Here is a 13,221-nt window from a genome sequence, read left to right as displayed (position 1 = left end):
GATTTTAACTTATGTATTTGACAGCAATTTCACCCTTTTCAGAATTTAAAAATTGCTTTACGTGATTCAAAAATAATTTATGCCCAGAACAGTCCGCAACTTTAGGGTCAAATGGTTTATTCGGATTAATAGGACATCCTGATTTACACCAATTATTGTACTCGCAATTTAAGCAATGTTCACCTTTGTGCTTTACTACGGACATTCTAATCCATTTTCTTCTGCTTTTAGAGTTTAAAAAGGCATCAGCGCCATCTTTGAAATTTGAAAATGGCTTTTCTACACTTGATCTGTCTGGACAGGTGTTAATATCACCATTTGGCTCAATTATAATAAAGCTACTTTGACAGTTAGTTCCCCATCTATCTCCAGATACCTTATCTTTCACGCCTCGGATTGCGGCATATATCGGCTTCACGTCAGGAGCAGATCCGTCCTCTTCCATCATTCGCATTAGCTCATCAAACAAACTAATCATAAACAATGAGTGTTCTTTATTTGATGGGTAGTTGAAATCAGGCTTATTCAAGAAATTTGTATATCGCTCAAAGTTAAATGCTTCAAATCCATTTTCTATAAACCAAGATACAATTTCTTTCTCTTTACCAATTTCGTTTTTTGATGGAACAAAGCCTGGAATAACTGTAATGCCAGCCTCTCTTGCCTTACTTACTCGCTTCATCCATAAGTCGATGTAAGAATCTGTTGAGCTGCGAATGGTTCTTGAAGAAAAATCGATTGAAGATCCAACAAACGAATCCCATCTATCATTAATCAAATTATTCCACTTGCTTGAATATCTGATCAGTGATGTTTGAATGCTTGTACCGTATTGCCTTTCACCAAAAACCTCATCTGCAATTTTATGTGCTTCTTCGTACCATTCTGGTTCAAGCATCATTGGTTCACCACCATGCCAGATGAAGTGAACATCATCAAAGTTTTCACGTATAGCAACGTCTTTCACAAAGCCGTATGCCTTACGAAGCTCATCAAAAGAAATTGTTTTCTTATTAGCCCGAACTTCTTCGGGCAAGTAGCAATGATCACAATCTATGTTACAGAAGTTTGTTGGCTTTACATAAACAGAAAGAACTTTCATTATAAAATCTGCCCTACTTTGTTAGACACAACATTTTTAGAGTGCTCTGGGTCATAGCCTAATCGAACTAGGATTCCATCAGCTTCCCCGCTAAGCACAGATTCTTTAATTCGGTCAAAAACCATCATCCAAGATTCACAGTAGAAGAACTTTCCGCCCAATCCTCTGTTATACAATTCAGCATCTCTCATACAACCACCCTGGCATTCATGGAAGTGACGACAGGTTTTACAGTCCATAGGTAGCTTGCTTACTCTTCTTGCATGAGAACGTGACGCAGGTGATCTAAATATTTTGTCTGCAAAATCTGATTTTCTAACTTTAATGTCAAAATTTACATTGTTTTTGACTGTTGTTGAAAATACGTTACCAAATTTAAATTTCTCGTCTTTCAAATCTGCAAAGTCAGCGCAGTTGTAAAGATCGCCATTTGGCTCAATACCTAAAAACTTTCCGTTACACCCGCGAATCCAAGGACAACGCTGATTGTCTCCACCAACAGTTAAATCCAACATTTGATCTAATGGTGTAATTGAGAATGAAGGAGTATCTTTTAACCAACGGTCATAAAGCTCAATTAGCATCTTACCGTAAGTTTGTGGATGGATTAATCCGTTACCATCATTGTCAGCACGACCTGCTGGGTAACGATAGTTAAAACGTAAGTGAAATTGATTTTCGCTATTTAAACTTTTCTCATACAGCTCCATGCCTAAGTGAGCTGATTCTTCACTATAGGTAGATACTACCATCGGGTTGAAACCATCATTTAATACGGCATCAAGCTTTTTATAAAATTGTTCAGCGTACTTTTCTGTTGAGCCTTTTAGTGTTCTGTACGTCATGTCAGGATCAAACGAAGTTGAAACAGAACCTTTCATAACATCCCTGAATACAGGCTTCCATTTTTTTGAATAAAGTAGGATGTTCGACTGCATAGAAAACTTAATGTTTTTGTTTTCCTTAGCATTATATTCTTTTACGTAATCCCAGCACTGAATGTAAAACTTGTCGCCTAAAAGCATCGGTTCTCCACCATGCCAAATCCATACGGCAGATTCTGCAAGCTTTGGCGAGATTAGATCGAAAATTGTCTTAAATCTTTCAAACGTCCAATGTCCATCCATATCAGGAGGACTTGAGCAGTAAGCGCAATCAGCATTACAGTCTTTTGTAGGCTTTGCGATTATCGTGTTAATCATTTATTGCTTCCTAATTACTTTTTTATTTTCTTAATTATTTATAACAGTACCCAATAAGACAAAAAAAATCAAGTTACTTCTCAGTAACTTGATTCTTTATTACCTTATTTATTAAAGGGTTTTCTTGATGTTATTTAAACAGTAAACATGTAACAAGCCAGCACCGTAACGTCTTTGCCCCCAACCTTTTCTACTGTGATTAGCACCGCGAGAATAACCATCGATGATTGCTGTCCATGAAGAGCCGTGGTCTCTTACATATGCGATGTTTTCACCGTATGTAATGAAGCGTGTAGGATCCTTGATCGCATACGCCCTTTCACTACCACCGTAATGAGGTGCATCAAAACCTTTCCATATTGAGTCTGTTGCCAGGAATCCCTGAACGTTCATACCACTCACGACAAGGATTGGCTTCATGTCTTGTCTACGACACCCAAGCAGTTCATATGTTGATTTACTTACATAGTCCGAACCGTTACCAACGATTTTTTGCACACCCAGTAATGTGTATCGTGGAAGTAATTGAGATAAGGACTTATGCGTACCGTTATCAAGCTCCACACCCAATTGAGAAACGTTCACCATTCCCTTTAGAGCAACATCAGCGCCAGAGATTTGCTCAAATCCAACAGAGTTAGATCGTATCTTCATAGATGTGTTATTTTCAGCAGTAATAGAAGTAATACCATTATTTTCTGCTCTAGATCCTGCGGTTTTACCAAGATAAATACCATTCAAACCTACGCTCTTCATTTCTGACTTGCCATCAATTTGAACACGGTAGTTACTTGTTGTGGATTTTTCGTTGCCATCACCAAGGAATGGTAAGTACACTTTTGACTGAACAGAGTTTTTAGCAACCACTGAAGTTTCTGATTTGATGTAACCAGTACCTTTTACAGTAAGGTTTGCATCAATAACGTCAAACTTACTCTTATCGATATCAACAAATACTTTGCTATCTTGTTCGATAGTTAATTTCTGACCGCCTCTTGGAAGAACTAACTTGTTGATGTTTACTAAGCCGCGCAGTGCAGAGTTAACTGTCTCACCGAAAGTGATTAAGTTATTCATAGTATTTCGACCATCAGTTCTCAACCAAATGTTAGCTGTTGCATCAGTAGTGGTCATAATCACGATCTTATCAGCATTACCAGTACACATTCTGTTGTATGAAGCATCGCCTCTACCACCAGGTACACAGTAGACTACGCGATAGCCAGCTTCACCACCAGCGCCAACAGAAGTAGAAGACATACCACCAGCAACTAAAGCAGCCAAACCAGATTCAGACATCATTACGCCATTATGACCTTTTAGAGGGTCAAGAACCGTTATAGCCTCTAAAACTGTTCCTGGGTTGCCAGCGCCTGCCGCAGTGCGTTTAAAAGTTGTTTTAAACGTCAAGTTTCCAAAAGTTGTTCTTTGGTCTCTTGTTGGGGTCGTAGTATGCGAAAGGTATCCGCAGTCACCAAGGAATCCAACAGGTATAGCACCCTTGCTCGTTGTCTCTGCTGAGGAACAGGTGTTTGACTTCAAGAAGTTTATACCAGTACGAACTGTACCTGTCACAGGAGCGCCTGGAGCGCCATCTGAACCAGAGTAGTAGCCAGTGTATGATTGTAGGGCTGTTGCAACAGTAGCAATTTCTTTACCAAGAGTTTTTGCTCTTAGCTGAGAAGCTTCTGCCATTCTGTCTTGCATCACACCAATGGATATAAGCGTCATGATTGCTATCACTAGCATCAACTCCATCAGTGTATACCCTCGCTGATTCTTTAATTTCTTAATTTTCATGGGTATTCATCACTTATTTTTTTATTTAATTATAAATGATGCCCCGACAAGAAGCACCATTTGAGTTTACTATCTGCCTAATTTAGATTTTCCATTCTTACTTCTTGTAAGAATTGGTATGCCATCGTTAATTTTTTTAGCTTGGTTATGGATTTCAGTTTGTAAGTGTTCTAACGACACATTCGATGTTTGATCACGAATAGCGCCAACAACAGCATCAGTATCAAATAGAGATGTAACCTTTATCGTGTTACCAATCACTTTCTGGTGAATAGCAACTCTCAAACTAGAAGCTAGCAAGTCTGATGCTTCTGACATTCCTAACTTATCTGCTGATAGATTAAGCAAACGCTTTATAGCCTCAATGATTCCCGCCGAGTGGAATGTTGTTATTACTAAACGACCATCAATTGCAGATCTTACCGCTAGTTCCGCTACTGTTGGATCTCTCACCTCACCCAAAAGAAGAATGTTGTTACTCGCTGTAGGATATCCCCTTAAAGTGTCGCGGAGAGCATCTTCGAAGGATTCACTTCCACTAACTTCTCTCTGGATGCAATAACCAGACTCGCCAATTTTACCATGAAGCGGCATTTCACATGGATCTTCAATGGTATTACAGTGACCACCATGTATTTCCAAGCGCTCTTTAACAATGGAGGCGGAAGTTGTTGACTTACCATTACCAGGATTACCACAAACAATGATAATACCACCCATATTAAGACGAGCTTCTGTTAGATGTTTATATAACGCCTTGGACATGTTTGTACTTAGAGAAGAGAAGCACTGTTTCAGAGGCCAAACCTCTTTTGGCATTCTCCTAAGAAGAACGTGATCTCCACGAATAGAAGACATGATGGTTCCACGATAAACATAATTATCAAATTCAACTCGAAAGTCTTTTCTGTTTATTTCTTTGTTTATCTTATATTTTTCAATGGTGTGAGAAATTAAGCTGTTTACCTTGTCACAGGAGTTATATGCTATTCTTGTTGATGGTGAAAAGTGACTCAATTCCAAATTATCAACAATAACAATCATATCCTTGAAGTTCGAGTAATCCTCACCAACTCCGTAATAATCATTATCCACTTTATTTACCTTTGATATTATTATTTTCTTACCGCTTTATAACATTTAAAATTAAAACAGTAAAGTTTTCTTTGATTCGTAAATTAATATTGGAAATAAAAAAAAGAGAGGGCAAGCCTCTCTTTTTTAAACACAATTTCGAATTAACGAGTTGTGAAGATGATTGCGTTTTTGTCGCTACCAGAGTTACAAGAACCAGCCACATCACCAAGGTTTGAGATAGCACCGTTACCAGCTTCTACCTTCACAAAGTGACGGTAAGTGTTAGATACGATGTCGGTACATGCATCATTAGGTACATCTTTGTAAGTGATAGTGAAACCATCGTGAGCAGTGCCTGATACTGTAGCAGATGCAACAGTTACACCGTTTGATAGCCAGCTATGCTTGATCTGAGTCTTGTTATTTGGAACACGCATACGATCAGGGAAGGTTGAGCTTTTCAGTACTACTGCGTTGCTTAAGCCTTCGTAACTACCTTGAGTATTGAACATGTTGCGAATCGCAGCAGACAAACTGTTTAGGTTGTTAATTTCATCTTTGATCTTGTTACCGTTGTTTACGCTGTTGTAGTAAGCAATAGCCGCGATAGAGATGATAGCGATGATACCAACCACCATTGTCAGTTCGAGGAGCGTAGCGCCTCGTCTAGACTTAATCTGACGATTTTTGCTCAAAGAACGTATCTTCATATTATTATTCCTTGTTTATTTTTTTGATTATTTTTTATGAGTTAATGGTTTAGCTTACCTTATTATTATTTAATTTGTTTCGAAGTAAGCTATTTATTATTTTTATTTAGTGAAAGATTACCACACAAAATTCAAAATACAACCATTTTTTATTCGTTAAACTAATTCATTTCTACACTTTTTACATTGCGGCTGAAACGCTATCACCGATTGCTTGAGTTAGTGTATAGAAAGCGTAATATACCCAACCGATGTAAGAAGCAACACCAAATAGGACAAGGTTCTTAAGTAATCCAGCGACACCTTTAATTTTTTCAATGCCGTTTTCAATAGCGTCACTACCAATGCTATCAAGTGCTTCTTGCAAGTTCGCGACTTTACCATAGATAGATACATCGATACCCGTATCACGATCTAAGAACCCACTATTCATTGCATCACCAATTTGCGTACCGCTATCGACTTCTTTTAGAATTTTATCAATTTCATTTGCAACATATTTGGGTGACATCTTTCTTAATCTGCTCATCGCCTCAAATATCGGCGTACCTGTACTCATCATCGCTGATGTGGAAATAAGGAAAACAGAACTTTGGAATGTCTTGTATATTGACCAAGGTGGTACTTTGTTTAGTATGTTTCTCAACGTTCCCGTCATTGAATCTAAAGATTTAAAAGATACGATTACAAACGTAAAGAATACAGCTACTACTAACCACCACTTTTCTTCCACAAACTTAGACATGTGATATAGCTTCTGGGAGACTGGAGGCCAGTTTTCTGGAGGCAATACTGATGTTAGTTCTGGTATGGCTTGGGTAGAGAACATGTAGATCAAACCACTAAGCATCATCAATAGAACCGCAGGGTATGAAATCTCACCAATGATTGTAGATTTCATGCGAGATGCTGATTCGGTAATTTTAATTGCATTATGAAAAGACTGACTAATATTACCTGACTTTTCACCACCCTGAATGATCATTGCTTCACTAGGTGGAACCCAGTGAGCTAATGCCTCACCAAACGATTCACCTTTAGACATGTTAGCGCGTATATCACCTAGAATTGTAGCTCTGATATCGCTCTTATTATATCTAAGGTACTGAGTTTCCAGCTCTTGAACAATGTCATTCACTGGAACACCATTTTTTATGAATGATGATATTTTTTTATAGAGGTCAATTCGGACTTTCAGTCCGAATTGCATTTTTGCAAACTTTCTCTCAAAAGAGTTTAATTTATTATCTGCCATTTTTAATGCCTTTATTCACTTTCATTATTATTTTGTACGCTTTCGTCTACTTCATTATTTTGATTTAATTTAGGATTTTTAAGCTTACTGCTTAAGCAGTCTTTTTTATTTGTTAATGAAATAACTGTAGTTCCTTTACTGACATTTTCAGCAGAACTTGAATCTTCAATGTTAAACAGATCAGATTCTGTATTTAATACTGGATTTTCGAGTTCAGCCGAGCCATTTTTTAAGCTTTCAATCTTAGATAAACGAACAGCACCTGTTACACGACCAAGTTTCTTCTCAATATCTCTAGGATCCGCTTTTCCATCGAGCATCTTAGTGATTCCATGATCAAGTGCAAACTCTCCACCTTTTTTCTTATAGTGTTCTTTTGCCTTTGTATCATTTCCTTCAAAGAAACAATCAATCATGAACAGATCAGGCACGATAACTTCGGCAGCTACGGTACGACCAGAAATGCCCGTTTTATCACATTCAGAACATCCACATGGATTTTTAAAGAAAATATTCTTTTTCTCTTCAGGCATTGTGATTTTGTCTAAACGCTCAATTAGCTGTTCAAAGCCGAATTTGTCTTCAACAAAATACTCACCACCTTTTACTTTGTTCACGTATGTTTCCATTGAAACCTTACATTCATTACAAAGAACAGGGAGTAGCGCCTGGTATACTAATCCAGCGATAAACTCATCATTACCAAGAACATCATTGGATACACCCAAACTTCTAAGTCTTGGTACGATTCCTAGAGCACTTGGAGCGTGAACTGTTGTAAATGCTTGGTGTCCTGATTGCACAGCGTGTACAAGTAGCTCTGCTGAGTGTTCATCCCTCACTTCCCCAACCATGAGCACGTCTGGGTCGCAACGCATTGCCGCCTTGATTGCTGCACTGAATGGGTTCTCATCTTTCGATTTTGAGCGAACCACAGGAGACTGTGTAACATGCGGAACCTCATATTCTGGAGGGTCTTCAACGGTAATTATTTTGATGGAACATGATGTTCTCGCAACATCCAAGTTCTCATTGACGAGCCTAGTCAACATCACTGAAAGCGAGGTCGATTTACCTGAACCTGTTGTTCCACTGATAATTGTGCAACCAACAGGCTTAGCGATTGACTCTTTAATACCTTCGATCTGATCGAATGAGTATCCGAGCATGTCAAAAGTAAGCTTCGTTCCCGCTTTACCCATCTTAAGAATACGCATCACTACGTTAAACCCGCTTGGATATGCTGGGATTGTATTTAGGCGAACACGAACTCGGATATTACCTTCGCCAGGAACTAAAAGCTCTCTGTTAATGATTGCAGCCTGCTGTTCGGAAGGGTTAAATGTTACATCTTTCTCTTCCGCTACTACGGTGTATATAACCTGAGCCATCTTTAAAGCATGAACTGAATCCCAAGTATCTACATTTTTAAGCTGACCATTTATACGGTGTCTTACTAGTGAATCGTCACCTTCAACTTCAATGTGTAAATCTGATACTTCATTTTCAACAGCTTCGATAAGCATATCATCGAACTTCTTAACCAAAGCACCATCATCATCACTTACGCTGTCATCACTTTTCTTTTTAGTGTTCTTTGTATAAAGAAGCTGGATAATTTCACGAGAAGCATATTCTTTTGCAACACTTCTGTATCCTTTATCAAGACATTTTTTTCTTATGCCAAGATAGTTGTTATCTACACCAATTGAGTTTGAGATCTCAATTGAAGATAAGATAGCCGCTCTCTTTTCACCAGCCCCTAGTTTACTAATATCTAATACAATATAGTCCTGCTTCAGTTTTTGAGTAAACTGAATGATAGATTCTTTTTGATCTTCAGGAATGACATTATCATCGCCAAGAGAAATAATTCTTCTAAAGGAAGGAACATTCTCTAGTGTACGAATAGTCTTAACTTCTCTTTTTTTCTTTATTTTTTCATTACTTTTAGAACTCGATTGTTTTACAGGTTGCTTTTTAGAATTACCCTTAAAACTTATCTCAGAATTCAATAAGCTCTGAATCTTATTAACTAAGCTCATTTATTATTTCTCAATTTTTTTTTATTATTCATTGACGATAATGGTATATCATAGTAGACAAAAAAACAACAAGAGCTTCGCTCTTGCAAGCTCAACTCTTGTTATTTTTACTTTTGACTTTATTAATTGTCTTTGTCGTAAACTGAGATGAAGATTGTTTTGCTTATTGTTCCTTTTTTAACAACGATATTATCCTCATTGATTTTTGTCAGTATTAGACCATTAGCAATCTCCTGCCCTTCTTTTCTCGTGATAATGTGATTATCGTATACAAGATCAGCTTTTAGATTGTTATTGATTCCGTAAAGTCGGTTTACTGATACCTTAGCAAAGAAGTCTTCTCCTGCCTCTTTTTTCTTAGCTGCCTGCTCAAGAGCATAAACCCTTTGCTCAGAAGCTGAAAGTGAAGATTTCAAACTGTCATTTTGGTCTTCAAGCTCAGAAATTAATGCGTTAAGTTGCGAAATTTCTTCTGTAAGCTTTTTGTTTTTCTCAATTTCAGCTTTCAATTTAGACGCTTCTTTCTTCTCATTCAAAATATTTTGTTTTTCAGTAACTTTTATTTGAGCTTCAAGAAGTTCAGCTTCCTCTTGCAAACTTGACAGTTTGTTTGAGTTATCGATACTTTTCTTAGAGTCGTAAATTAGCTCAGAGCTTCTGTTCTTAGCTTCTTTATCAACATTTTGTTCAATTTCTTGAATGTTTTCAACGTTTAGAAGCTTGTTTACAACATCATTTGATTCTGCACCTTTTACTTCAACAGAATTTGCATATGCAGCACCACTTGCTGAAACAAGCCCTGCTATTGCCAAGCTTAAAAAGACTTTTTTAAATTGTGTATTTTTCATTTTATTAACCTGTTATTTTTTTATTCTTGAATATATCAGAGAGCCACACGTTTTGGAATTTATTTAGTTAAAAAAGCTGCCGCTTTTGGCAGCTTTTTATTATTTAGTGTATGTTAAAAGTTGAACTTGCCATTCACTATCATCTTTTCTCGACATAGTTAATGTTTCAATTAGAGTTGTTCTTGAACGTTCTAATACATTATTTAGCTCAGCAAGCTTATAAGGTCTGTTCCCAACAATATTGATTAACTTACCTTCATTTTTAAGCAGCGCAACTTTTGCCTCTTCTGGATTCGCAATGCCTGCAATTGGTTCGCGTCTTAGTGAGAAGTCATACTTAACAACACCCCACTTGTACCCCATAAAGTGTGAATCATGAATGATTTCAACATCTTTATACTTGTGGTCTCTAATGTACGATACAATATCAGTTATTCTCTCTGAGCGTTTAATATCGTGCATATCAAAAGAAATTGTTGCCTTGTTACCACCATCTACAATATGCACAGAATGGTAATTCAACAGAGACTCTCTAAGTGTTACTGGCGTTCCTAGCGATCCTCTTTGAAGCTCAACAGTAATTAAATTACCTTTTTGTCGCTCGTAGGAGATGCTTTGAACTTCCCAACCACCAATAAACATTGGCACTCTTCGTTGAATATCAATGAATGAGTTAATTACTTCAACAGGATCTTGCTGTCTAAAGTCTTCAGTCAACCACTTTACTTCCTCAGCATATGCGGCTGCCTTTATCTCTCTGACTATATCTTCTTGAGATTTAATCGAGATTTTAGCTTCTTTTATGACTGGTGCAGTCCATTCAGCTTCTGCGATTATTGTTTGAGGTGAAGTTAAGCTATAAGCTACAGCGCCAGCGCCAACAAGAACAAACCCAAGAACAATACCCAGAACAGGAACGCCTTTTAGTGATGTAATTCTGGCTTGCTTACTGAAAGACTTGCTTAAATCAAACTCTTGTAACTTGGACTCAAATGATTCATATTCTTCAATTGAAACTTCTACGCCCATCTCACTGATTATTTCAGCAACTTCTTCCGAACAAGTAATTTCGAATGGGATTTCAATGTCAGAGTAAGTACCTTTAAGGTTTTCAACGTGGTCTGCTAAATCATGCTGAGCAACTACTACATCTGTAGTTGAAATAATTTTGCCTTCATTAACACCACAGATCCAAAAATCTTCTTCACTTATCTTTTCAATAACAGTGATTTCTTTACTGATGTTTGCTAATACATAAGCGGCAGACAACGTGCCTTTCAGCTCTTTTAAGTTGGTGTAGCCCAACTGCTGTTCGTCAGGGTTATCTTTATCTTTTTTGTGAACTCCAAACTTACAGGAGTTCACATCTAAGATGCTTTGGATTTGAGCTTTAGTTTTCTGGGAGTTTAAATCCTCCCAGACCAAGCCAAAACCAAAATCTACCCCGTTAATTTTTGCTTTATTTACCACAACTAACCTCCAAGTTAGTTAGCCATTATGTACGGAGTAACAAGGATAAGAGTCATAACTTTTTTCTTGCCACCAACTTTCTTACCGCCGAATAACCAAGATTCTTCACCGCCAACAGACTTAACTTCTGACTCGTTAATCGTTGTTTCGAAACCTGAAAGCATTAGTGTTTGACCGTTTTTAATGTTTACGTTTTGCATAAATGACTTTTGAGTTTCATCTGGCAGAGTTGCAGAGATATCACCAGCAGTAAAATCATTTAGAGCATTTAGCTTTTTAAGGTCAATCGCCAATTGCATTGCCACTGTTCCCTTGCTTGTTAGCTTAGGTAGAGCGGTCATGCTAAAGCCAGGCATAACTTTGTTAGTGGTGATTTCGTAGCTCTTATTGCCATCTTCATCAGTTTCAGATGTAACTTTTTCTACGAAGTTCTTTCTGTCAATGATCTGAACTGGAACAGGTTGTCCATTCTGAGTTGTAACAGTGCTTGAGTTTTCGTAGATGTTTTTGGATATTGTATTTAGAGCGCTAACTAGAGCTTTTGAACCATTCCAAGCAGATGTTCCATCAATCAAGCCGATTTCAAAGTTACCACCAGTCGCAGAAGGATCTAGAGGATTAAACTTGAAATTGAAGCGTGAAGAGCCAGAATAAATTGCATTCAAGTCCATTCCGTAGTCACCGTTATCATCAGATACAATGTCAATAACCTGAGTTTTGATAAGGACACGCTTACTTGCCATCACATTGATTTGCTCAATGTACTTTTCCACTTCACGATGAACACTTGGTACGTCCGTTACAGTAATCATGCCTGTATTGGTGTTGATATGGAACTTACCGTTAGTTGTCATCATTTTAGACAATGTAGTTGAAATTTCATCATACATTGGCTTGTAGTTTGTTGTGTAAGTAGTGTTATGACCACTGCTAGAATCTTCACTTGAAGATTTTGTTGTTATTGATGATTGGAATTCAACAGAAGCATTCGCACCATCAAAAATATAGTGTTTTACTTCTAGCTTGTATATCTCAACCTTGCCATTTTCCCATTTCCAGTTCACATCAAGTTTTTGTGTTACTCGATCTAAAACTTCTTCAATGGTTCCACGGAATTTGAAAGAGAACTTTTCTTCAAGCAAGCGTAGGTTAACACCAGCATAGTTTGCGCGATCATGAACTTTCTTGATTGATTTTTCTGTTCCGTCTTTGGACTCGCCTTGAGGCCAAGGAGTGGATGAACCTGGAGCAGGCGCAGTGAATCCACCTTGAGGCTTAGCAGTTTGTGCAGCATCACCTGTGTCTTCCTCATCATCTTTTTCAATTTCGTCGCCATTAATCCATTGGTAAGCGTCTTGCGTGATGTTGATGTGAATACCTGTTTCAGCAGTAACCTTATTAAGGATCTCATGAACACTTACAGGTTCAGGCTGACTGAAAAGGATTTTCTCTTCAAAGAAAGATGGTAACGTATCGCGATTACTCATTTTATATGGAGTAGTAGCTAAGAAGAACTCATCCTTGATCACTGAAGTGGTAGCTTTGCGGCTAAGAGTATCACCTTGGTCTTTTAGTAGGCTTGCATTGTCTAAGCCAGCATCAACGATTTCAGCAGATTCATCAATCTTATGTGTAGCACAGCCACCCATTACAGATGCCGCTAAACCTACAAAAGCGACTTTTGATACTTTATTCATTTCTATATTTCTCAT

At 37.7% G+C, this 13,221-nt stretch carries 10 protein-coding genes; all 10 read right to left on the bottom strand.

The features are described from left to right. Positions 1 to 4 precede the first annotated feature (4 nt). Positions 5 to 1,102, bottom strand: coding sequence for a radical SAM/SPASM domain-containing protein (locus R7Q39_RS11025; protein WP_318076184.1), 1,098 nt, complete (start codon positions 1,100 to 1,102; stop codon positions 5 to 7). Next, complete coding sequence (locus R7Q39_RS11020; protein WP_318076182.1) at positions 1,102 to 2,304, bottom strand: radical SAM protein; 1,203 nt, start codon at positions 2,302 to 2,304, stop codon at positions 1,102 to 1,104. The genes R7Q39_RS11025 and R7Q39_RS11020 overlap by 1 nt, the downstream gene beginning before the upstream one ends. A 111-nt stretch (positions 2,305 to 2,415) precedes the next feature. Then, the gene (locus R7Q39_RS11015; protein WP_318076180.1) at positions 2,416 to 4,104 is read right to left on the bottom strand and encodes a type IV pilin protein; all 1,689 of its coding nucleotides are present in this window, start codon (positions 4,102 to 4,104) and stop codon (positions 2,416 to 2,418) included. A 69-nt stretch (positions 4,105 to 4,173) separates the two neighbouring features. Then, complete coding sequence (locus R7Q39_RS11010) at positions 4,174 to 5,199, bottom strand: ATPase, T2SS/T4P/T4SS family (RefSeq protein WP_318076178.1); 1,026 nt, start codon at positions 5,197 to 5,199, stop codon at positions 4,174 to 4,176. Between the two features lie 143 nt (positions 5,200 to 5,342). Further along, complete coding sequence (locus R7Q39_RS11005) at positions 5,343 to 5,891, bottom strand: type 4 pilus major pilin (RefSeq protein ID WP_318076177.1); 549 nt, start codon at positions 5,889 to 5,891, stop codon at positions 5,343 to 5,345. A gap of 181 nt (positions 5,892 to 6,072) precedes the next feature. Next, positions 6,073 to 7,146 carry a type II secretion system F family protein gene (locus R7Q39_RS11000; RefSeq protein ID WP_045592569.1) on the bottom strand — a complete coding sequence of 358 codons (1,074 nt, stop codon included), beginning with the start codon at positions 7,144 to 7,146 and terminating at the stop codon, positions 6,073 to 6,075. A gap of 11 nt (positions 7,147 to 7,157) precedes the next feature. Continuing rightward, positions 7,158 to 9,191: a GspE/PulE family protein gene (locus R7Q39_RS10995; RefSeq protein ID WP_318076174.1), complete on the bottom strand. Its 2,034-nt coding sequence runs from the start codon at positions 9,189 to 9,191 to the stop codon at positions 7,158 to 7,160. 122 nt (positions 9,192 to 9,313) lie between these two features. Then, positions 9,314 to 10,039, bottom strand: a complete 726-nt coding sequence (locus R7Q39_RS10990; RefSeq protein WP_318076172.1) for a hypothetical protein — start codon at positions 10,037 to 10,039, stop codon at positions 9,314 to 9,316. Positions 10,040 to 10,138: 99 nt separating this feature from the next. Continuing rightward, positions 10,139 to 11,509 carry a type 4b pilus protein PilO2 gene (locus R7Q39_RS10985; RefSeq protein ID WP_318076170.1) on the bottom strand — a complete coding sequence of 457 codons (1,371 nt, stop codon included), beginning with the start codon at positions 11,507 to 11,509 and terminating at the stop codon, positions 10,139 to 10,141. A 14-nt stretch (positions 11,510 to 11,523) separates the two neighbouring features. Further along, complete coding sequence (locus tag R7Q39_RS10980) at positions 11,524 to 13,206, bottom strand: hypothetical protein (protein ID WP_318076168.1); 1,683 nt, start codon at positions 13,204 to 13,206, stop codon at positions 11,524 to 11,526. Positions 13,207 to 13,221: the final 15 nt, after the last annotated feature.

The organism is Vibrio sp. 947, assembly GCF_033339115.1.
Taxonomy (GTDB): Bacteria; Pseudomonadota; Gammaproteobacteria; order Enterobacterales; family Vibrionaceae; genus Vibrio; species Vibrio alginolyticus.
This window is presented reverse-complemented; position numbering and strand designations above follow the sequence as displayed.

Coding starts and splice junctions, on each gene's coding strand:
- R7Q39_RS11025 (WP_318076184.1), bottom strand. CDS start 1,102: ATGAAAGTTCTTTCTGTTTATGTAAAGCCAACAAACTTCTGTAACATA.
- R7Q39_RS11005 (WP_318076177.1), bottom strand. CDS start 5,891: ATGAAGATACGTTCTTTGAGCAAAAATCGTCAGATTAAGTCTAGACGA.
- R7Q39_RS10995 (WP_318076174.1), bottom strand. CDS start 9,191: ATGAGCTTAGTTAATAAGATTCAGAGCTTATTGAATTCTGAGATAAGT.
- R7Q39_RS10990 (WP_318076172.1), bottom strand. CDS start 10,039: ATGAAAAATACACAATTTAAAAAAGTCTTTTTAAGCTTGGCAATAGCA.
- R7Q39_RS11020 (WP_318076182.1), bottom strand. CDS start 2,304: ATGATTAACACGATAATCGCAAAGCCTACAAAAGACTGTAATGCTGAT.
- R7Q39_RS10980 (WP_318076168.1), bottom strand. CDS start 13,206: ATGAATAAAGTATCAAAAGTCGCTTTTGTAGGTTTAGCGGCATCTGTA.
- R7Q39_RS11015 (WP_318076180.1), bottom strand. CDS start 4,104: ATGAAAATTAAGAAATTAAAGAATCAGCGAGGGTATACACTGATGGAG.
- R7Q39_RS11000 (WP_045592569.1), bottom strand. CDS start 7,146: ATGGCAGATAATAAATTAAACTCTTTTGAGAGAAAGTTTGCAAAAATG.